The 22,469-nt window shown below is 60.3% G+C and carries 15 protein-coding genes; 7 read left to right on the top strand and 8 right to left on the bottom strand.

Annotation, left to right across the window (positions count from 1 at the left end; translation table 11 throughout):
* The first annotated feature begins 26 nt into the window (after nt 1-26).
* The 4 genes from queD to codA all read left to right on the top strand — a co-directional run bounded on the left by queD (nt 27) and on the right by codA (nt 4,154).
* Nucleotides 27-383 carry a 6-carboxytetrahydropterin synthase QueD gene (queD, locus tag C2E19_RS11235; protein ID WP_007955941.1) on the top strand — a complete coding sequence of 119 codons (357 nt, stop codon included), beginning with the start codon at nt 27-29 and terminating at the stop codon, nt 381-383.
* 184 nt (nt 384-567) lie between these two features.
* Nucleotides 568-1,380, top strand: coding sequence for an alpha/beta fold hydrolase (locus tag C2E19_RS11230; protein ID WP_129391759.1), 813 nt, complete (start codon nt 568-570; stop codon nt 1,378-1,380).
* A gap of 239 nt (nt 1,381-1,619) precedes the next feature.
* Nucleotides 1,620-2,891, top strand: a complete 1,272-nt coding sequence (codB, locus tag C2E19_RS11220) for a cytosine permease (RefSeq protein WP_129391756.1) — start codon at nt 1,620-1,622, stop codon at nt 2,889-2,891.
* Nucleotides 2,892-2,906: 15 nt separating this feature from the next.
* Nucleotides 2,907-4,154, top strand: a complete 1,248-nt coding sequence (gene codA, locus C2E19_RS11215) for a cytosine deaminase (protein ID WP_129391753.1) — start codon at nt 2,907-2,909, stop codon at nt 4,152-4,154.
* Nucleotides 4,155-4,418: 264 nt separating this feature from the next.
* Here the strand turns inward: codA and C2E19_RS11210 are convergent, their stop codons facing one another.
* A complete protein-coding gene (locus tag C2E19_RS11210; protein WP_129391750.1) occupies nt 4,419-5,399 on the bottom strand; it encodes a diaminopimelate epimerase in 981 nt (326 codons plus the stop codon).
* A gap of 265 nt (nt 5,400-5,664) precedes the next feature.
* Between C2E19_RS11210 and C2E19_RS11205 the strand changes: the two genes are divergently transcribed.
* Nucleotides 5,665-6,816 (top strand): MFS transporter, encoded by a 1,152-nt coding sequence (locus tag C2E19_RS11205; RefSeq protein ID WP_129391747.1) that lies wholly within the window; start codon nt 5,665-5,667, stop codon nt 6,814-6,816.
* Between the two features lie 117 nt (nt 6,817-6,933).
* Here the strand turns inward: C2E19_RS11205 and C2E19_RS11200 are convergent, their stop codons facing one another.
* The 6 genes from C2E19_RS11200 to C2E19_RS11175 form a co-directional block, all read right to left on the bottom strand.
* Nucleotides 6,934-9,360, bottom strand: a complete 2,427-nt coding sequence (locus C2E19_RS11200; protein ID WP_129391744.1) for a TonB-dependent receptor — start codon at nt 9,358-9,360, stop codon at nt 6,934-6,936.
* A 98-nt stretch (nt 9,361-9,458) separates the two neighbouring features.
* Entirely contained in the window at nt 9,459-10,439 is a 981-nt protein-coding gene (locus C2E19_RS11195) for a FecR family protein (protein WP_129391741.1), read from the bottom strand.
* Between the two features lie 88 nt (nt 10,440-10,527).
* Entirely contained in the window at nt 10,528-11,019 is a 492-nt protein-coding gene (locus C2E19_RS11190; RefSeq protein WP_129391738.1) for a sigma-70 family RNA polymerase sigma factor, read from the bottom strand.
* A 269-nt stretch (nt 11,020-11,288) separates the two neighbouring features.
* Nucleotides 11,289-12,014 (bottom strand): hypothetical protein, encoded by a 726-nt coding sequence (locus C2E19_RS11185; protein WP_129391735.1) that lies wholly within the window; start codon nt 12,012-12,014, stop codon nt 11,289-11,291.
* 607 nt (nt 12,015-12,621) lie between these two features.
* A complete protein-coding gene (locus tag C2E19_RS11180; RefSeq protein ID WP_129391733.1) occupies nt 12,622-17,088 on the bottom strand; it encodes a hemagglutinin repeat-containing protein in 4,467 nt (1,488 codons plus the stop codon).
* 115 nt (nt 17,089-17,203) lie between these two features.
* On the bottom strand, nt 17,204-18,931 hold the full coding sequence (locus tag C2E19_RS11175) for a ShlB/FhaC/HecB family hemolysin secretion/activation protein (protein WP_129391730.1): 1,728 nt from the start codon (nt 18,929-18,931) through the stop codon (nt 17,204-17,206).
* A 234-nt stretch (nt 18,932-19,165) separates the two neighbouring features.
* Between C2E19_RS11175 and C2E19_RS11170 the strand changes: the two genes are divergently transcribed.
* Both C2E19_RS11170 and C2E19_RS11165 read left to right on the top strand, forming a co-directional pair.
* Nucleotides 19,166-20,284: an HlyD family secretion protein gene (locus tag C2E19_RS11170; protein WP_129391727.1), complete on the top strand. Its 1,119-nt coding sequence runs from the start codon at nt 19,166-19,168 to the stop codon at nt 20,282-20,284.
* Nucleotides 20,281-21,876, top strand: coding sequence for a DHA2 family efflux MFS transporter permease subunit (locus C2E19_RS11165; protein WP_129391724.1), 1,596 nt, complete (start codon nt 20,281-20,283; stop codon nt 21,874-21,876). Before C2E19_RS11170 ends, C2E19_RS11165 begins: the two co-directional genes overlap by 4 nt.
* A gap of 130 nt (nt 21,877-22,006) precedes the next feature.
* Here the strand turns inward: C2E19_RS11165 and C2E19_RS11155 are convergent, their stop codons facing one another.
* Nucleotides 22,007-22,447 (bottom strand): carboxymuconolactone decarboxylase family protein, encoded by a 441-nt coding sequence (locus C2E19_RS11155; RefSeq protein WP_129391721.1) that lies wholly within the window; start codon nt 22,445-22,447, stop codon nt 22,007-22,009.
* Nucleotides 22,448-22,469 lie beyond the last annotated feature (22 nt).

Here is a 22,469-nt window from a genome sequence, read left to right as displayed (position 1 = left end):
ACCATCTGAACAGAGCCGAAAATACCGTGGAAATCTTCAAGGAATTTACTTTCGAATCCGCCCACCGCCTGCCGCACGTCCCGGACGGCCACAAGTGCGGGCGTCTGCACGGTCACTCGTTCAAAGTGGCGATTCACCTCAGCGGCGACCTCGATCCGCACACTGGCTGGATCCGTGATTTCTCTGAAATCAAGGCGATCTTCAAGCCGTTGTACGAGCGTCTGGACCACAACTACCTGAACGATATTCCTGGCCTGGAAAACCCGACCAGTGAAGTGCTGGCGAAATTCATCTGGAATGAATTGAAGCCACTGCTGCCGGAACTGAGCGCGATCCGTATCCACGAGACGTGCACCAGCGGCTGCATCTATCGCGGCGAATAACCCGCAAAGCTCCCTGTAGGAGCTGCCGCAGGCTGCGATCTTTTGATCTTTGTTTTTTTTAAAGCCAGATCAAAAGATCGCAGCCTGCGGCAGCTCCTACAGGGGGACGGTTCAGAGAACAGCCTTCACGGCTGTTTTTTTACGCCTATGCTTTTTGGCTCCCACCCGCCAAGAGGACAGGCCCATGACGGACTGGCTGCTGGATCAGGTCTTTGACTTCAACGGGCAACAGGTACGTTACGCCGTGCGCGGCGACGGGCCGCCGCTGGTGTTCGTGCATGGCACGCCGTTTTCGTCGTACGTGTGGCACCGGATCGCCCCGCACTTTTTTGCCACACACCGCGTGCACTATTTTGATTTGCTCGGTTACGGACGCTCCGCGCAACCCGACGCCGACGTCTCCCTCGGCGTGCAGAACGTGCTGCTGGCACAACTGCTCGATCATTGGAATCTGGATTGCCCCGACATCGTCGCCCACGACTTTGGCGGTGCCACGGTCTTGCGCGCGCATCTGCTCAACGGCAGGGATTACCGCAGCCTGACCCTGATCGATCCGGTGGCGCTGACGCCGTGGGGGTCGCCGTTCGTGCAGCACGTGCGTCAGCATGAGGCAGCGTTCAGTGGTCTGCCAGATTACATCCAGCGCGCCATCGTGCCGACCTACATTCGCGGGGCGATACACCGGGATATTGCCGATGCGGAACTGGCGCCCTACGTGCAGCCGTGGCTGGGCGATCCGGGGCAAGCGGCGTTCTATCGGCAGATTGCGCAGATGGATGAGCGCTATACGCTGGAAGCTCAACCGCTATACCCGACCATCCGTTGCCCGGTGCAGATTCTCTGGGGCGAAGAAGACCAGTGGATTCCCATCGAGCGTGGTCGTGCGTTACATCATCTGATCCCCGGCTCGCAATTCCACGCCATTCCCAACGCCGGCCATCTTGTCCAGGAAGACGCCCCCGAAGCCATCGTCGCCGCCCTGATGCGCTTTCTCTGACCCCACACAAATCCCCTGTAGGAGCTGCCGCAGGCTGCGATCTCCTGATCTGGTCTTTTAAAAACAAGATCAAAAGATCGCAGCCTGCGGCAGCTCCTACATGGGGCTTCGGTGTGTTCAGGTGCACCATTTCGCGCCGGATATTGAAGCCTCGTCTATACATACCGCGCAGCGCCATTGTTTGGCACGACCACTGCAACCCTTCTCCGCGTCTTCTCTTTCTCAGCAAGGACCGCCCCATGACGCAGAACGCTCCCGGCAACGATTACCCCCTCAGCGAAGTCCCGATGCACGCGCGCAAAGGCCTGGCCTCTACGGCGATGGTGTTACTGGGCTTCACGTTTTTCACCGCGACCATGTTTGCCGGTGGCAAGCTCGGGGTTGCGTTCAGTTTCGCCGAGATGATCGCGGTGATCATCGTCGGTAATCTGCTGCTGGGACTCTACGCGGCCGGGCTGGGTTACATCGCCTTCAAGAGCGGCCTTAATTCGGTGTTGATGGGACGCTTCTGCTTCGGCGAAGTCGGCAGCAAACTCAGCGACCTGATCCTTGGCTTTACCCAAATCGGCTGGTACGCCTGGGGCACCGCTACCGCTGCGGTGGTAATCGGCAAATACTTTGATCTCGATGAGGGCACGGTGCTCGGTTTGATGGTGCTGTTCGGCCTGATGTTTTGCGCCACGGCGTATGTCGGCTATCGCGGACTGGAAATTCTCTCGTACATCGCCGTACCAGCAATGATGTTGCTGCTGATGCTATCGATGTGGGTGGCGACGGTGAAAGTCGGCGGTTTCGAAGGCTTGCTCAGCGTGGTGCCAAGCGGTTCGATGGACTGGTCAACCGCGATCACCTTGGTGTTCGGCACCTTCGTCAGCGGCGCCACTCAGGCGACCAACTGGACGCGTTTCTCGCGTTCGGCGCGCGTTGCGGTGCTGGCCAGCCTGATCGGGTTTTTCATCGGCAATGGCCTGATGGTGCTGATCGGCGCGTACGGAGCCATCGTCTATCAACAACCCGACGTGGTTGAAGTGCTGCTGTTGCAGGGTTTCGCCATGGCCGCAATGGCCATGCTGTTGCTGAACATCTGGAGCACTCAGGACAACACCATCTACAACTTCGCCGTCGCCGGTTGCAACCTTCTGCGCACCGGTCGGCGCAAGACCGTGACCTTGGCCGGCGCGGTGATCGGTACGCTGCTCGCCTTGCTCGGCATGTACGACATGCTGGTGCCGTACCTGATTCTGCTCGGCACGGTGATTCCGCCGATTGGCGGGGTGATCATGGCGGACTTTTTCTACCGCTGGCGCGGGCGTTATCCGCGCCTCGCCGACGCACGGCTCCCAGCCTTCAACTGGCCGGGCCTCGGGGCTTACGCGGTCGGCACGGTCGCGGCGTTCAGCTCGCCATGGGTTGCGCCGCTGGTAGGCATCGCCGCTGCCGCGTTAACGTATGTCATCGTCACCGGCGTGCTCGGCGCTCGCAGCGCGGCCGCGCCACTACAAGACCTATAAAAAAGGATTCGCCTGATGCACATCATCAACGCCCGTTTGCGCAACCAGGAAGGTTTGCACGAATTGCACCTTGAAGACGGCCTGATCCGCAGCATCGCCCGGCAGACCGAAGCGCCCACCCTTGGCCCGGATGATCTCGACGCCGGCGGCAATCTGGTGGTGCCGCCCTTCGTCGAGCCGCACATTCACCTCGACGCCACCCTCACCGCCGGCGAACCACGCTGGAACATGAGCGGCACGCTGTTCGAAGGCATTGAGTGCTGGGGCGAGCGCAAGGTCACCATCACCGAAGAAGACACCAAGACTCGCGCCAAGAAGACCATTCAGACGCTGGCCGCGCACGGCATTCAGCATGTGCGCACTCACGTCGACGTCACTGACCCGCAACTCACCGCGCTGAAAGCGATGCTCGAAGTGCGCGAGGAAAGCCGTCACCTCATCGACCTGCAAATCGTCGCGTTCCCGCAGGAAGGCATCGAGTCGTTCCGCAATGGCCGCGAGTTGATGGAAGAGTCGATCCGCATGGGCGCGGACGTGGTCGGCGGGATTCCGCATTTCGAGTACACCCGCGATCAGGGCGTCAGTTCGGTGAAGTTTTTAATGGATCTGGCCGAGCGCACCGGTTGCCTGGTCGACGTGCATTGCGACGAGACCGACGACCCGCATTCACGCTTTCTCGAAGTGCTCGCCGAAGAAGCCCGCAGCCGCGACATGGGCGCCCTCGTCACCGCCAGCCACACCACGGCGATGGGTTCTTACGACAATGCCTACTGCGCCAAACTGTTCCGTCTGCTCGGGCATTCGGGGATCAGTTTTGTCTCCTGCCCGACCGAAAGCATTCACCTGCAAGGGCGCTTCGACAACTTCCCGAAACGCCGTGGTGTGACCCGCGTGAACGAGTTGCTCGAAGCCGGAATGAACGTGTGTTTTGGCCAGGACTCGATCGTCGATCCGTGGTACCCGCTGGGCAACGGCAACATCCTCCGCGTGCTCGAGGCGGGACTGCACATTTGCCACATGCTCGGTTACCGCAACCTGCAAAGTGCGCTGGATCTGGTCACCGACAACAGCGCCAAGGCCATGCATCTGGGCGAACGTTACGGACTGGAACGCGGACGCCCGGCGAACCTGCTGATACTCTCGGCGGACAGCGATTACGAAGTGATCCGCAGCCAGGGCTTGCCGTTGTATTCGATTCGCGGCGGCAAAGTGTTGATGAAGCGGCAGATGCCGGTGGTGGAGTTCAGTACCGATCTGAGTTGAGATTGTCGTCGGGGCTGATGGCCTCATCGCTGGCAAGCCTGACTCCCACAGGGTTCTGGGGTAAGCACATGATTCGTGTGCAGCTAAATCCAATATGGGAGCGAGCCTGCTCGCGAAGAGGCCGACATCCTCAACATCAATGTGACTGACATAATGCTTTCGCGAGCAGGCTCGCTCCCACAGGATTGTGTGGTTGGACATGATATTTGGGTTTACCTCAAACCCCTGTGGGAGCCTGGCTTGCCAGCGATGGCTGTTTTGAACTCAGCTCATCAACTGCGCCGTACCAAACAATCTGACGCGCACCCGCTCACCGTCGATTTCCTCCAGCAGAATCGGTGCCGTGCCGCCGGGCATGACCACCTGCACTTCCCCCGCCGCGACCCAACCTACCCGCCATGCCGCACAGGCCACCGCACTGGCGCTGGTGCCGGATGAGGCCGTCGGCCCTTCGCCGCGTTCGAATACTCGCGCGATGATTCGTTGTTCGGCATCGCGTACCGCCCATTGCAGGTTGACGCCTGCCGGGCATGGCTGACCTGCGCCGGTGGGCACGGCGTAGGCGATGCGGGTCAGGCCTTGATCAAGCGGCGACTCACGCATCTGTTCATTGCTCGGCAAGGCTGACTGGTCGTCGAGCAGCGTCACGCAATGTGGATTGCCGATACGCACGAATTGGCTGTACGACCAGGCACGATCGAGCTTCGCCAATGGCTGAATACTGCTGACCTCTCGGCCATTGAAGTCGACACTTTGAACGTTCTGCGCATCCACCGCGCGCGGCCCGAAATCCGCTTGACCGAGGTCCAGCCAAAACCCTTGCACGCCGTCGACCTCGGCAGCTTTCACGGATGTCTGCACCGGCTCGCCCTTATCGTGATGCACGCGCAACAACGCGCCCTCCTGCGGCATCAACCCTTGCTCGCTCAGTGCCTGAGAAAAAATCGTCAGGCCGTTGCCGCTGCGCTCGGCCAGCGAACCGTCGGTATTGACGATCAATACATCGAACGGTGGCGAAGCCTGGAACGGGCCGATCAACAGGCCATCGCTGCGATGGGATTTGCTCTTCGGTGGACGCTGGCCTTCAGGCCAGTCACAGCAAAGGCTGATCGCCGCCGCGCTCCACGACGACCGCGACGACGCGCACTCGGCAGCGCTGGCAGGCAAATCAACGCCCGCCAGGCGCAGCGCTTGCGGTGAAACAACACCATAGATATTGCCCCGTGCATCGTAGAACCGCGTCATCACCCGCCCTCGTACCCTGTTGTCGAAGTCCCCACTTTAAACCGCAATCACCTGTAGGAGCTGTCGAGTGAAACGAGGCTGCGATCTTTTGATCCAGATCTTCAAAGAAAACATCAAAAGATCGCAGCGTGCCGCAGCTCCTGCAGGTCGTGGTGTGCAACACAGGTTAGGATGTCGGCAGCACGTCCTCGAATAAACGGCAATCGAACCTCGACGCCGGATCAATGTCCTTCGGGGACGCGATGTTTTTTGCCAAGGATTTGATATGACCAGCCTCAACCCTCAAGACACCTTCGTCCCCGGACGCCTGCAACAGATCTCCACGCGCATCGCCTTTTTCATCGCCGGGCTCGGTATCGCTGCATGGGCGCCACTGGTGCCGTACGCCAAGGCGCGCGCCGGACTGGATGAAGGCACGCTGGGTTTGTTGCTGTTGTGTCTGGGCGTCGGTTCGATTCTGGCGATGCCAATGGCGGGGATTCTCGCCACGCGTTTCGGTTGTCGGCGAGTGGCCACCGGCGGCACGTTACTGATCTGCGCGGCGCTGCCATTGCTGGCGACGGTGTCGTCGATTCCGGCGCTGGTGGCCACGCTGTTCATGTTCGGCGCTGGTTTGGGCACGGTGGACTCGACGGTGAACCTGCAAGCAGTGATCGTCGAACGCGCCAGCGGCAAAAACATGATGTCGGGCTTCCACGGTCTGTTCAGTCTGGGCGGGATTGTCGGCGCGGCCGGTGTCAGCGCCCTGCTCGGCCTTGGCTTGACGCCATTGGCGGCAATGCTGGTGGTGGTCGTGGTGCTGATCGCGGCGCTGTTCAAGTGCGTGCCGCACATGTTGCCCTACGGCAGTGAAAGTTCAGGGCCGGCGTTTGCGGTACCGCATGGCATCGTGCTGTTTATCGGCGGCATGTGCTTCATCGTCTTTCTCACCGAAGGCGCAGCGCTGGACTGGAGCGCGGTGTTTCTGGCGCAGGAGCGCGGGATCGACACGGCCTATGCCGGATTGGGTTATGCCGCGTTTGCCCTGACCATGACGGCGGGACGCTTGATGGGTGACCGCATCGTCCGCCAGTTGGGAGCCACGCGGATCATTCTGTTTGGCGGCCTGTTGGCGGCGGCGGGATTGTCTCTGGCAACCTTTGCACCGAGCTGGGAGGCGGCACTGGTCGGTTATGCGCTGGTCGGCGCCGGCTGTTCGAATATCGTGCCGGTGTTGTACACGGCGGTCGGCAAGCAGACGGTGATGCCGGAAAGCATCGCGGTGCCGGCGATTACCACGTTGGGGTATGCGGGGATTCTGGCGGGACCGGCGGTGATCGGTTTTGTCGCGCATGCCAGCAGTTTGAGTTTTGCCTTTGGCTTGATGGCGCTGTTGTTGGTTGCCGTCGCGATTGGCGGCAAAGTCCTTAAAGTCTGAAGCAAAAGATCGCAGCCTGCGGCAGCTCCTACAGGAAACGCATTCCAAGGTAGGAGCTGCCGAAGGCTGCGATCTTTTGATTGAGATCGTTCCCACGCTCTGCGTGGGAACGATCAGTTAGAAACCGACGCTGGCCTGCACAAAGAACGTGCGCGGCGCCCCCACATACATCCCCGAATTGTTATCGCTGGAACGCGTGAAGTACTGCTTGTCGAAGACGTTCTTCACCCCCGCGCCCAACTTCAGGTTCGACACCTGCGGTCCGAAATCATAGCCACCGCGCACGTTCCAGGTCACGTAACCGGGAATGTCGCCGTACTGCCCGTCCGCCGAGCCCTCGGTGATGTAGTTGCCGTTGAAGCTGCCATCGGCATTCACACCGGTACCGGGCGAACGCTGTTTCGACTGGGCGAAACCGTCGATGTTATAGGTCCAGCGGTTGATGTCGTAACGCAAGCCGACGGTCGCCACCTGACGCGAATAGAACGGCAGGTCACGGCCCTTGAAGCCCGGAATCTCGCCTTCATACGTCGCGCGGGTGTAGGTAAAACCGGCGTTGGCGGTCAGGCCATCCAGACGCGGATCGAGCGCCGCCATGTCGTAATGCACCGACGCTTCAAGGCCCTGGTGCTTGGTCGCACCGAGGTTGGTCCAGCCGACGTCGTTGCTGATGTATTGCAGTTCGTCATCGAAGTCGATGTAGAACAGCGTCACTTCACCGCCCCACACGTCATCGTTGTAGCGTGTGCCGATCTCGTAGGTCTTGGCCTTTTCCGGCTCGAGGCCGTTGGCGGTGTTGTCACCCGAACCGCCCTGACCCAGCTGGAAATATTGCAGGCTGCCGAACGAGGTTTCGTAGTTGGCAAACAGTTTCCACGCGTCCGACAGGTGATACATCACGCTCAGCGCCGGCAGCGGTTCGTTGCTTTCGATGCTGCGGTTCTTTTCCGGCACTCGTTTGCCGGCGGTGTCGAGTACGGCGCGATCGTGCCAGTCAGTGCTGATGTGTTCAAAGCGCACACCCGGCGTGATGGTCCAGTTGCCGACGTCGATTTTGTTGTCGATGTAAACCGAGTTGGCCTCGGTGCCACCGGTACGATCCTGGAACACATGACCGTCAGAAGACTTGGTCACCACCGGCTCGTTATTGACCAGCGCCAGACGGCTCGATTGCTCGTGCATGGCTTCTTTCAAGTAGCGATAACCGACGCTGACTTCCTGCGTGGTCGGGCCGACATCGAACACCCGCGACACCCGTGGTTCGATGCCCAGCGTGTAGTACGAACGCGGATAGGAACTGAGGGTTTTCTGATCGCGCGCAGCGATGGTGCTGCCTCGGAAACTGTCGGTGTAGTAGGTCAGAATCTCTGCCTGGGTGCGCTCGTCGATCTGCCGAATCCACTTGAACGACACGTCCTTGCGGCGCCCGCTGAAGTTGTCGTAGTCGCGCACCGAGTCGTACGGTTTGTTGTCGTACTGCTGCTGCGTCAGGCCGCCGGGCATGTCGGCGCTGGCGTCGTAGTAGTGGAAATTGAGGCTGAAATCGTCCTGATCGGTCGGCGCCCAGTGAGTCTTGAGCAGCACGTCATCGATGTCGTTGCCGTTGTTGCGCTCGCGATAACCGTTGCCGTTGACGCCGGAATACAACAGTGCCACGCCCATGCCGTTGTCGGCGGTGCCACCGAGGAACGCGGTATCGATGTGTTTCCAGCCACCGTATTGCGTGGTTTCCAGCGTGGTGCCGATTTCACCGGTGGCTTTTTCCGGAATCGCACGGGTGACGAAGTTGATCACGCCTCCGACGTTCTGCGGCCCGTAACGCACCGAACCGGCGCCGCGCACGACGTCGATGCTGTCGAGGTTGCCCGAGGAAATCGGCGCCATCGACAACTGCGGTTGGCCATACGGAGCGAATGCGGCAGGTACGCCGTCGATCAACACGGTGGAGCGTGGCGACAGACGCGAAGTCAGGCCACGCACGCCGACGTTGAGGGAAATATCACTGCCGCCGGTGCCGTTGGAGTCCTGCACCTGCACGCCCGGCACACGCTTGAGCACGTCGCTGACGTTCATCGCGCCCTGCTCGACCATCGCCTCGCGGCGAATCACCGTACGCGCGCCAGGATGGTTCTGCACCACGGCGGCGTTGGCATCGCCGAGCCAGTTACCGACTACCTTAATGTCGGTCACACCGAGTTCCAGCGGGCCATCGCTGGCGGCGGAGGTCGCTGCGGGTGACAAGGTTACCGAACCTTCGTTGATCTGATAATCCAAGCCGCTGCCTTGCAGCAACTGGCGCAGCGCCTGCTCCGGCGAGATGTCGCCCTCGACCGCCGGGGCCTGTTTGCCGGCGACCAGATCGGGACTGAAAAACACTTGCAGCGAGGTTTGCTGGCCCAGTTCGCTCAGGGCCTGGCCCAGCGGCTGGGCGCGGATATGAATCGCTTCACCGGCAAACGCCAGCGGCGTCGCAGCATTGACCGCCAGAGCAAGGGCCAGCGGTAACCAAGGGGATTTTTTGTTGTTGGCAGTGGTGTTTTTCACGTCGAACGTAGTCCTGTGGATCGCAAGAGTGTGCGGCTGTTAATGCAAACCAGTTGCAGTTGAACAGGAAGACGATGAACTCGAAAAAAACCTGAATTTTATTTTGAAATTATTTCCTGACTGCCATCGGCATGCGTGCGAACAGCCACCGGCAGGATGCTCGGCAGGGCTTTGAGCAAGGCTTCGGTGTTGTCGGATTTGAACACGCTGGTCAGGCGCAGGCTGGCCACTGCGGGGTTGCTGACGGTCAACGGTTTCTCGCGATAACGCGACACTTCGGCCGCCACTTCGCTGAGGCTGGCGTCGTTGAACACCAGTTTGCCGCTGCGCCACGCGGTCAGCTCTGCCGGGTTGACCGCATAGGCTGCCGCGACATTGCCTTGTGCATCGATAAAGCTGCCGAGGCCGGCGGTCAGACTGATGAATTGATGGTCCGGGGCATTGCGTCCCTGCACTTTCACCGTGCCCTGCTCCACTGCCACGCGGGTTTGCGTCACGTCTCGACGTACGTCGAAACGCGTGCCGGTCACGGTGACCTTGCCGTTACCGGTCTCGACCACGAACGGTCGCGACGTGTCGTGTTCGACGCTGAACATCGCTTCGCCTTCGCTCAATTCGATCAACCGGCGATCCTTTTCATAGCGCACCTGCAAGCGGCTGCGACTGTTCATATCGATCAGCGACCCGTCCGGCAACGCCACATGCCTGCGCTCGCCCAACGCCGTGGTGAACTCGTCGCGGTAACCCGCCGGGTGATTCAAGCCGCTGAACAAGCCAAGCCCGAGCGCTACCGCCAGCACACTGGCGGCCACGGCATAACGCAGCAACGGCCGCCGTTCGCGGCGACTCGGCGTCTCGACCAGAGCTTTCAGACGTGGCGCCGGCAGCAGATCGGCAGCCGTCCACAGCCCCTGCAGCAATTGGAATTCGTCACGGTGTTGCGGATGTTCATTCAGCCAGGCGTCAAAGCGCTGCTGCTCATCGGCACCCACGGTCGGCTCCTGCAAACGCACAAACCAGCGCGCCGCATCATCACGCACCGTTGTTTGCCCGCATGCGCAATCACGAGTATCCATCATGGAATGTCCTGTCCGGCCGGGAATATAAACACACACAGCCCCCTGTAAGAGCTGCCGAAGGCTGCGATCTTTTCAACGGCACACCCCATCACGATTGCAACCCGTCCAGTCGATCACGCAGATGCCGCAGGGTGCGGATCATATACTTTTCGACCATGTTCTTGGACAGTCCCAGGCGTTCGGCGATTTCCGCCTGGGTCAGGCCTTCGATCTTCTGCCAGACAAAAATCTTCCGGCAATTGACCGGCAGCTCGGACAGCGCGCGCTCGATGGAATCGGCCAGCTGGATCGCATGCATGTAATGCTCCGGGTCGCCAGACGACGACGCACCGTGATCGATTGCCTCCGACTCCATGGCGCCCCGCCGATCCTCGCGCCGATAACCATCGACGGCGATATTGCGCGCGGTCTGATGCAAATACGCCCGAGGCTGCTGCACCGCCGCCGAATCCGACTCGAGCACCCGCACAAAGGTGTCGTGCGCCAGATCCTCGGCCTGCGCGCGATTGCGCAGGCGACGAGTCCAGGTGCCGATCAACTCTTCGTAATGCTCGAAAAAGCCGGGTCTGCGGGGACGCATGGGGGTATGGGTGGTGTGCTGAGGAAAGGGGTGTGAATAGTAATGCTTCCTATTAAGCCCGGCAATTCCTTCTTTGACATGCTATAGCACAGCACCCACGCAGGGCCTGCAAACCCTGCATGGGTGGTCGTGCCAACCAGGCAGCCTCGGATCGAAAGGGAGAAAATTTGACGCTGTGGGCGAACGCCCTTGCCAGTCTCCCTATGAACCGAAGTCATCAATCAAAGACTCATACTGAAGAGCCAGTAATTGAAGTTCTCATAGAAGTATCAAGACTCAATATAAGTCCATTGTATTGCATCCCTAACCTCGCCTTTAGTTGGCATCTTCGGTCCATTTAAAGCTGATATTTGACAAACGTAGTGTTTCTTATCGCCCCAGTTAGCAACTGGTACAGGAGATTTGCAAAGCACCTCACCATTGACAGTTCCCATGGGTGCATAGGAATTTTTTGGCTGTTCCTCGCATAGGCTAAACCATTTATTTTTCGCTATGCTTTCAGCGCTACCCAATCTGACGGAAATAGAAATCCATATGATGCTTGAGATCCCTAAACCAACCCAAGCTATTAACTTCGCCAAATAAGCGGAGGCCGCGAGATCAGAGGGTGTTGCCAAGACAATAGCTAGGAAAGCAAAGGTCCATACACTTGACAAGAAAATTGCCGAAGCAAACTTTGGCACGCTGCTTTTTTCAAAAAGATACATCAGCAAAGGCTTATCAGAAACCTTCTTTAAGGATTTATTTGTCGTAAAAAAAGGTCGCGCTCCATTTTCCCGAAGAAATTCACGAACAGACTTATCATTGCGCAAATAGACCACGAAACTAGATGATGTCAGCACCACAATAGAAAACAATGTAACTGTGCCGCTCATCCATCCGGCATTGTCTGGTGAAAAACAATCCCAGTACTTCCATGAAAAGCAGGCTGCTGAAAGGTTTACAATCCAAACCAACGGATTTTTCAAAACTGCAAAAAAACGCCTTAACCTCATTTACAACTCCATTAGAATCTACAAAATCGAACAAATGAGAAATTCATTAGCTCTGGTCCGAGTTCCGCGAGGGCAAATTCACGGCCCTTGGATACCCCTGGAACGATGGCGTGATGCCAAATTGATGTCAACCAATCTCTTTGAGTCGCACTGCACCATAGCGAAAACTCTCGAATACTCACTCACAGATCTTTAGCATTGATCTCGTTCACATTGTCAAGACGACTTGGGTGTTTCCAGCCAACCACTACTCGTTGATGGTTTCCGTGCGCAACTGGGTGTTTTCCAGCAAACCCCGACCAGCGGTGGCGCGTATCCGGATGTTGTAAGCCGATGAAGAATTTCGAGTCGGATCAGTTCAATGTCCCACAGCTGCGTAACGAGGAGCTGGGCAGGTTGAGTTACTTCAATTTCGACACGAATGCACCTTCGTTACGTCACCGAAACGAGAACATGACGGGAAACACCACTCCTTGCCGTTTTGCAGCGAGCACAAAAAAAACAGGAACAAGCCTGCTCGCAAAAGCGCCACATCAGTCAGGCATTTCGCTGACTGAACTGACGCCTTCGCGAGCAGGCTTGCTCTTACAGGGTTTTGCGCTGGGGATCAGCCTTTTTCGTCGATGCCCGCTTGCAGGGTCTGGCTGTCCAGATGACCGCTGAGGGTAACTGGACCGATTTTCAGATTGCCGTTCTCAAGGGAGACCTTCGATGCGTTTTCCTCGGTTTTGTGCGGCAGGTCGAGGCCGGCTTTGACGCCGTAGTCACGGTTGTTCAGGTCGCTGCTGCTGACCTTCGAAGCGCCGAGATCGACCTTTGCTTCTGACGAGGTGATCCGCGCGCCGGTCAATTGCGTGGCGCCGCCGACGGCAAGGTTTACCCCTTGGCTGGCGCTGATGCCGGAAGCCTGCGCAACGCTGTCCTTGTGTGCGTATTCGCCCTGCGCTTTCAGCGTCGGTTTGTAGTCGGTACCGGCAAGTTTTCCTTTGTCATCGGCTGGGGTTTTCTTCGCGGTCAGGCCCAGATCGATATCGACCTTGGCCTGGGTTTGCGAGTCCTGACGGCTCTCGACGGTGAGATCACCGGCGACCTTGCCGCTGACACGGTTCGCGTCGATGCGCGCGCCCGCCAGTTGTGCGTCACCCGCACTGTTCAACAGCACCGTGTCAGCCTTGATCTGGCTGTTCTGCTGCGAGGTGCCTTGCTGATAATCGACAGCGACCTGGGCCCCGGCATTGAAACCGTGATCGCTGCTGGCCTTTTCGTCAGCAGCGGTGGGCGTGCTTTTGCTCAGGTTGCCGCCGGCGTTCAGCGCGACGTTCCAGTTGTTGCGGTTATCGGTGGACTGCGCCGACTCCTGCACGTAACCGCCCTTCTGCGCGTCGATGCTGACGTTTGGCGCACTGACTTGCGTGCCTTGCAGATGCACCGAATCGCCGCTCAAGGCGATAGCGCCCTGGGCGTTGAGCTGGCCGCCCGTCAGGGTTTGCGCGTTCTCGTTGACTCGACCGATGTTGAAGTTGGCGCTCAGGTTAGCGCCCTGATCACTGCTCTTCTCGCTGCTGGTTTTGCTACCACCGCCCTTCAGGCCACCGCCGAGATTACTGCCGGTGGCGGTGTGGGTGTCGCTGGCCGCTTGCAGATCGAGTTTGCCGTAGGCGTGTAAATCGATGGCGCCAGTGCTGTCGATTTTCGTGCCTTGCTGGGTCTGATTGCCGCCGCTGCTCAACTGCACGCCGTTGCCGCTGAAACTTGCCACGTGCGCTTGAGTGTCAGTGGTTTGCTTGCCGGTGTGATCGAGTTGGAACCCGGCGCCGAGGTCAACGTTGGTGCCGTCGGTGCCCGGCAAGGTGCCGACCGTCAGCGAGCCATTGCCGCGCAGGCTGCTGTCGCTGCTGTGCTGACGATCAGTGGCCTGATTCAGCGCCAGATCACCGCCGGTGTGGATGTTCACGCCACCCTTACCGCCGTCGAAACGGTTGCCGGCGAATTGCGCATCGCCCGCAGTGTTGATGTTTACGCCCTGGCTGCCGGCATAACCGCCGACCACCGCAGTGGAACTGTCTTTGCTGGAGGTGCGGCTGCCACCCGCGCCGCTGCCGGCGACATTCACGTCTTCACCGGTCTTGGTGTAGACGCGCACATCGACCTTGGCATCCACGGCGTTATCGGTGCTGCTGTGAGTGTTGCTGGCAGCATCGGCGACCAGTCTGTCGGCGCTGATGTTCACTGTGCCGGCGCTGGCGTTGTACTGGCTGCCTTGGTCATGCAATGTGCCGGCGACTTTTACCGCGACGTTGCCGCCATCAAAACGGCTGACCACGGCGTTGCTGGTCTGCTCGGTTTTAGTCGCGCTGCCATGACCGACCGCGACGTCGATACCGACATTCGGCTGACCGAGATTGCTCAGCGCATCCTTGTCCGGAACCTTGCCGTTCAAGACCTCCTTGACGACACCGGCAATCGGTCGGGCGATGTCTTTGTACTCGACGTTGGCGCCGATGTCCGCCGACCAGTTGCTCTCGGCGTGCGTGCTGCTGTCGCTGTTGCTGGCCGCGCGGTTGTCGACTTCGTTGGCGACAACCTGGAGACCGTTGCCAGCCTTCAGTTGCGCGCCTTCGGTGGCGAGTTTGTCGGCTTTGATGTGCAGACCACCGCTGCTCTGCACTTGAGTGGTTTGCGCCGTGGTTTTGCTGGTCGAGTCTTGCACGCTGCTGTGGGCGAAATCGACGCCGCTGCCCGCGCGATCGAGACCGCCGGTGTAGTAGAAACCGCCGCCGGTGCTGGAGGTGTCAGAGCGGGTTTGGTGGCTGTCCTGTTCGGCCAGCAACGAAACGTTCTTGCCGCTCAACGTGGTGTCACCCGCCGTGGATTTCACCTGCGTGCCTTTGAGCGTGACGTCACCGCCCGCCTTCACCTGCACGCTGCCGCCGCTGAGGCTGGAGCCTTGCTGGGTGACGTCGTTGCTGGTCACGGTTTGCTGTTTGTCTTCGTAGTGAACGCCGGCACGATACTGCTCTGGCGTCTGCTCTTTGGCGTAGGCATCGAAGCCACGGGTTTCAGTGGTCGCGCTGCTGTCGTGAGTGTTCTGCGCGGAATGCACGTTGACATCCCCCGCCGCGTCGGCCGTCAGCGCACCGCCCGCCTTGACCGTCGAGCCTGCCACTTCGAGGTCTTTGGCGCTCTTGAGCTTGAGGTTGCTGTCGGACACCAGTTCGCTGCGCAGCGTGGTGCTGTCCTGGCTGTTCTGCCGCGACTCGTCTTTGCTGATGCCAAAGAACTTGCTGTCTTTGTCGTGGTTGTTGCTGTGCGTGGTGTCCTGTACGCCATCGATCACCAGCGAACCCTTGTCGCTGATCACACTGGCGTCGCTGCCGCCGCGCACTTGACTGCCGCTGATGCGCACCTCGTCTGCCTTGACGATCAGCTTGCCGGCGGCGTTGATCTTGCTGCCCTGATGCTGCGTCTGGCCCTTGTCGGCATCGCCGGTCTTGCCGAAGAAACCACCGCCGACGAGGTCACCGGAATAACGATTGTCGCTGCTGCGATTGGTCCGCGTGGCCGTGGTGATTTCCACTTGTTGACCGGCGAGTTGCAGGTCGCCGGTGCTGGTCAGTTCAGCGCCTTCGGAGCGCAACAACGCGGCAGTTTGCAGGGCAATATTGCCGGCCTTCAAATGACTGGTGACGCTGCGCTGCTCTTCGCTGCTGTTGTTCCAGTCAGCTTTCCACAGATGCTTGCGATGGTTGCCCTGATCGGTCTGGGTATGGCTTTCGGTGGCAGCGCTCAGGCGCAGATCGCCGCCGCTTTGCACGCTGAGATTTTTTGCAGCTTCGACTTTGGCGGCTTTCAGCTCGGTGTCTTTGCCGGACGACAATTTGGCGTCGCGGCTGGCAACGATCTGGCTGCCATGCTGGCGGGTTTCGCTATCGGTCTGGGTGCGGTCGTAGGTTTCCCAAGTGATGCCGATGGTGCTGTTGTTCCAGTTTTCGCGCTTTTCCTGAAGCTTGCGGCTTTCAACGGTGGTCAGGGTCAGGTTGCGTTTGGCCTCGGCAATCACGTCGCGGCCGCTGACATCGGTGGCGGCCAGGGTCAGGTCTTTGCCGCTGTGCAGGCCGACATCGCCCTGGCTGCTGCGGATGCCGGCGCGAGTTACGTCGAGGCTGTTGGCCACCGCTGCACCGCTGACCGTGAGGTCGCCGGCGGAGCGAATCTGCACGCCATCGCGCCCGGTGACCTGCACCGCACCCACGCGCACGCCGGCACCTTCAGCGGTGCTGACGATGTTGATACGTCCGGCCTGCATGGCACCAAACAGGCTGGCGTCGATGCGACCGTCGGCGGTATTGCCCGCCGGGTCCACGGTTTTCACCTGGCCACTGGCGTAATCGACCTGATTGCGCCCGACCGTGAGGTTCAGTTGATCGCGAGCGCTGATTGCACCTTGGCTGTCGATACGCGGGGCGATCAGGTTGATCGAGCCCTCCGCATTACGCAGGCCACCGCTTTGGATCTGCAACTGGCCGCTGGCGTCACGGGTACTCAGGGCTTGCAGTTTGCCGTCGGTCAATTCCGGACGACCGACCACCAGGTTGGCGTTCGGCGTGTTGATGAAACTGCCGCCATTCACCGAAATGCCGTTGGGGTTGGCCAGCACGTAATCGGCGGCACGGCCGAAGATTTCCTGCGCGCCATTGATCGCCGACGGGTTGCGGCTGATCACTTCGTTGAGGATCACGCGCGCGGCCTGGCCTTGCAGTTGCGGGTTGGCCGCCAATTGTCCGGCGAGCTGCGATTGTCCGGCCTGCAAGGCATTGTTCAGCACCAGGCCCTGACGGTCGACGTTGTAATCGAGGAACTGGTTGTGCGACAGGCCCGAACCATTCGGCGCGACGATGTTGACGATGGGCACACCGCCCTGGGTTTGCAATTGCGCGGTGCCGCCGGGCCCCGGGGCAACCACGACACCGCCGGCCATCGCGTTCGGCAGGTGCACGGCGAGGAACAGGCTGGCAATCGCCCAGCGCAATTTGCCCCGAGGGGAAAGATGAAATGCAAAGGTGTGTGCTGGCATAAAAACGTCTCCATGTGAGTACGGCATCACGTCGCGCGTTTTAATCTTGGCCGTGGCTGACGCGCTCAGATCCGACGGCTGTTTTTGTTCACTGCGTTATCGATTCAGGTCGCGGTCATATCTGCACCCCGACACGCATCAGCCAGGTTTGTGGCTCGTGCTGCAGACCGTCGGGGGTGTTGAGGGCGCGCTGGTAATCGACGTCCACTTGCAGGTTTTTCCAGCCCAGATTCAGACCGACGCTGGCGCCACTGAGGCGTTGCCCTTGGGCGCCGTGATCGGCTTTGATCCAGCCGTTGTCGAGGCCGATTCGCGGGGTAATCTGCACCGGCCATTCACTGCGCAGCGGCAGGCGCAGGGTATTGCGCCAGACCGCACCGCTGGCGCCCGACGCACTGCTGACGCGATAACCGCGCACGGCCGAATCGTCGGTGCCGAGCAACTGTTCGATGGCCGGCAACGGGTCCGGGCTGTACTGCACGTTGAGCTGGCTCTGCCACTGCCACGCCTGCGCGCCGAACTGACCATTGCGCCACTGGCTGAGGCCGGCGCGGTACTTGCGAAACTGTGCCTTGGGCAAGTTGTTGATCTGATGTTGCGAGTCGTCGTCGGCACCGAACCAGCGCAGACCCTGGGCGTAGTTGATGTCGAGGTTCCACACGGCGCGGTCGAGCCAGAACAGATTGAGCCCGGCCTCGGCCACGGTCAGGGTCGGACTCTGAATGCCCAACCGGACATTTTCCAGGTAGCTGTCGACGTCCTTGTGCGCCAATTGCAGGTTGGCGCTGAGCTGGCGACTTTGGTCGCGCCATAAAACCCGGTCGGCGCGCAGGCTGACCTGGTCGGTGATGCCGCGGCTGTGAAAGGTCACGCTGGGCAACTTGAACGGCGCGCGATATTCGGCATGGCTGGCGAACGCGCTGTAGGTCCAGTAACCGTAAGGAATTGCGTAATAGAGGCTGGCGTTGCGGCTGTAGCGGTCGCCCTGATTGAGCGTGTCGCTGGCGCTGAGGCTCAACAAATCATTGAGTTCCAGCGGGCTGTCGAGGCTCAGGTTGACACTGTCGCGATCGCGCCCGGTGCTGGCGCTGCCGAGGTTGTCGATACCGGCGTTCAAGGCCCAGCGCGATGGCGCGGCGCTGCGTGTGCGCAGAATGATTCGCGAGGCACCAGGCTGGCTGCCGGGGGCGATGTCGGCGGTGAGGTCGACCGAGCGCAGGCGATTCAGTTGATCGAGTCCTTGCTCCAGATCGCGCAGGTTCAGTGGTTCGCCGAGCATGTTCGGGAACGCGCCGCCGAGAGACACCGGCAGGCCCTGATCGGCCAGTTCGATCGACTCGATGTAGCCTTCATCAACCCGAATATCCAGCGACTGCCCCGCCGCCGGAGCGCTGAGCAGGTACGGACGACTGGCGATGTAGCCCTTTTCGACGTAGATCGCGGTGATGGTCGCGAGCAGATGATTGATCTGCCCGACGCCCATGCACGGCGCCAGCAACGGCTTGATGCGGGCGTTGAGTTTGTCGTTGTCGATCAGCGTGACGCCACCGATGCGCGTGCCGCTCAACGGCCAGCAACGTTCATCAGGGGTAACGGTTGGCGCGACCGCTGGGGTCGCTGGCGCCGGCCCGAACGCGCCACGCTCCAGCTGACGCTTGCGTTGTTCCAGTTGCAGTTGTTGCAGATCGCGCTGTTGCTGTTGTTGCTGGCGCAACACTTCCTGGCCCGGCGCGACAGGTTCGGCAGCTTCAATCGAGGAGGCACAGACACTCAACACAAAGGCCGACAACAGCGGGCAACGCGTGGAACGACGACGAAAAACAGCGCAAAACGAAAACGGCACGCAACATCCTTGCAATCAACTGGCGTAATGCCACCCCATCAATAGCCGTGATAGTCGGAGGGCTCCTACACAAAAGCAAGACGCTTCCTACAGCGCTTACATTTCTTAAACAAATGCTCGCGCTGTTTTTAAACGCATCAATCTGACGATCGGCGACAAAAATGCATTGCTACAAAATATTACTCACGTCATATTACGTTCGTAATAACGATCAGCTTTCACAGGTATTACGCCATGACCAGCATGCCCACCCTCGAAGCCGACCTCGCGGTTGCGATCAAGCCCCGGCCGCCTCTGCTTAAACGCCTGCTGATTCCCGGTGCGGGTTTGCTCGCGCTGATCTTCGCCGCCGCATACGCCGTGCATTGGTGGGGTGCCGGGCGCTTTCTCGAGGAAACCGACGATGCCTATATCGGAGGCGACGTCACGGTAATCGGCCCGAAAGTCGCCGGTTACATCGATGAAGTGCTGGTCAGCGATAATCAGCACGTGAAGGCCGGCGATGTATTGATTCGCCTCGACGCCCGCGACTATCGCGCTAACCTCGCCAAGACTGAAGGTGCCGTCGCCGCCGAAGAAGCGCTGCTGGCCAACCTCGACGCCACCGAACAACTGCAGCAAGCAGTGATCGGCCAGGCCCGCGCCGGCATTGATGCAGCGGGCGCCGAAACCGCGCGTTCACGCGACGACAACGCACGCTACAAACGCCTGGTGACCACCAACGCGGTGTCGGTGGAAAGCGCGCAACGCGCCGACGCCACCTTCAAGACCGCGCAAGCCCTGAGCGCCCGCGCCCAAGCCGAACTGCTCGCCGCGCAACGCCAACTCGCCGTCATCGACACCCAGAAACAACAGGCCCGCGCCGCCCTCCAACAAGCCCGCGCCGAACGCGATCTGGCGCAGTTGAACCTCGGCTATACCGAATTGCGTGCACCGGTCGACGGCGTGATCGGCAATCGCCGCGCGCGGGTGGGCGCCTATGCGCAGGCCGGTTCGCAGCAACTGTCAGTAGTCCCGGCCAGCGGCTTGTGGGTCGATGCCAATTTCAAGGAAGACCAACTGGCGCGGATGAAGCCCGGGCAACGCGTGAGCATCCGCGCCGACGTGCTGTCGGGGCAGGAATTCCACGGCCGTCTCGACAGCCTCGCCCCTGCCACCGGTTCGCAATTCAGTGTGCTACCGCCGGAAAACGCCACCGGCAACTTCACCAAAATCGTCCAGCGTGTACCGGTGCGGATCCTCCTTGATCCGGCTGACGGCGTCCTCGGGCATTTGCGTCCAGGCCTGTCGGTCACCGCTGAAGTCGACACCCGCGCCCAGCCGGAAACCAGCGCCGTGGCCGTTGCGCCATGAGCACCGCCAGCCTCACCGCCCCGGCGCAACCGTTCAACGCGGCGGACATGGCGACCGCGACCAAAGTGTTCGCCTTCGCAACCATGTGCATCGGCATGTTCATCGCATTGCTCGACATCCAGATCGTCTCAGCCTCGTTGCGCGATATCGGCGGCGGACTGTCCGCCGGCACCGACGAAACCGCGTGGGTGCAGACCAGTTACCTGATTGCCGAAATCATCGTGATCCCCTTGTCGGGCTGGCTGTCGCGGGTGTTCTCGACGCGCTGGCTGTTTTGCGCCTCGGCGGTCGGTTTCACCCTCGCCAGCCTGCTCTGCGGCATCGCCTGGAACATTCAGAGCATGATCGCCTTCCGCGCGCTGCAAGGTTTTCTCGGCGGTTCGATGATTCCGCTGGTGTTCACCACGGCGTTCTTTTTCTTCACCGGCAAACAACGCGTGATCGCGGCGGCGACCATCGGTGCGGTCGCTTCCCTGGCACCGACCATGGGCCCGGTGATCGGCGGCTGGATCACCGATATTTCCTCGTGGCACTGGCTGTTCTACATCAACCTGGTGCCGGGGATTTTCGTCGCCGTGGCGGTGCCGATGCTGGTGAAGATCGACCAGCCAGAACTGTCGCTGCTCAAGGGCGCGGATTATCTGAGCATGGTGTTTCTCGCACTGTTTCTCGGCTGCCTGGAATACACCCTCGAAGAAGGCCCGCGCTGGAACTGGTTCAGCGACCAGACCATTCTCACCACTGCGTGGATCAGTGGCCTGGCCGGATTGGCGTTTATTGGCCGGACCTTGCACGTGGCCAATCCGATCGTTGATCTGCGCGCGCTCAAGGATCGCAACTTCGCCCTCGGCTGCTTCTTCTCGTTCGTCACCGGCATCGGGCTGTTCGCGACGATTTACCTGACGCCGCTGTTTCTCGGGCGGGTGCGTGGCTACAGCGCACTGGACATTGGTCTGGCGGTTTTCTCCACCGGGGTGTTCCAGATCATGGCGATTCCGCTGTACGCCTTTCTCGCCAATCGCGTGGATTTGCGCTGGATCATGATGGTCGGTCTGGGCCTGTTTGCCGTGTCGATGTGGGAGTTCAGCCCGATCACCCATGATTGGGGCGCGGGCCAACTGATGCTGCCGCAGGCGTTGCGCGGGATTGCCCAGCAACTGGCGGTGCCGCCGGCGGTGACATTGACTTTGGGAGGATTGGCACCGGCGCGGCTCAAGCATGCCTCGGGGCTGTTCAACCTGATGCGCAATCTCGGTGGGGCGATCGGTATTGCGGCGTGCGCGACCATTCTCAATGACCGCACCAACCTGCACTTCACCCGGTTGGCCGAACATTTGAACAGTAGCAATGAGGCGCTGAATCAATGGCTGGCGCAGGTCGGTGGCAACCTCGCGGCGCTGGGCCAGAGCGGTGAGGTCGGTGTCACCGCGAGCCTGCACCAGTTATGGCTGCTGACCTACCGCGAGGCGCAAACGCAGACCTACGGCGACACCTTCCTGATGATCATGGTGTGCTTCGTCATCGCCACGGCGATGGTGCCCTTGATGCGCAAGGTACAACCACCAGCCGCGCCGAGTGCCGACGCCCACTGATCACGATCCCGACATCACCACATTCCCCTGTAGGAGCTGCCGAAGGCTGCGATCTGTTGATTTTGTGTTTAAGAGACAAGATCAAAAGATCGCAGCCTTCGGCAGCTCCTACGGAGTTATGTGTTGGAGTTTAGGCCTGTGGGGTTTTGCGGAAGCCTACGGCCAGGCGGTTCCAGCTGTTGATGGTGCTGATCGCGACGGTCAGGTCGACCATTTCTTTTGGTGAGAACTGCGCGGCGACCACTTCGTAGTCTTCATCCGGGGCGTGGGTCAGGCTCAGTTGCGTCAGCGACTCGGTCCACAGCAGTGCGGCGCGTTCGCGGTCGCTGAAGAACGGCGCTTCACGCCATGCGGTGACCGCGAACAGACGGCGTGGCGTTTCACCGCCCTTGATCGCGTCGGCCGTGTGCATGTCGATGCAGAATGCGCAGCCGTTGATCTGCGAAGCGCGCAACTTGACCAGTTCGACCAGGGTCTTTTCCAGTGGCAGTTTCGACACCGCAGTTTCCAGGGCGATCATCGCTTTCAGGGCGTCCGGGGAAGCGGTGTAGAAATCGGTACGAGCTTTCATGGCAGTATTCCGGGGGGCTGTG

The organism is Pseudomonas sp. DTU12.3 (assembly GCF_004124275.1).
Classification (GTDB): domain Bacteria; phylum Pseudomonadota; class Gammaproteobacteria; order Pseudomonadales; family Pseudomonadaceae; genus Aquipseudomonas; species Aquipseudomonas helmanticensis.
Note: the sequence above shows the minus strand (reverse complement) of the source record. Positions and strands in the feature narration are given on the sequence as shown.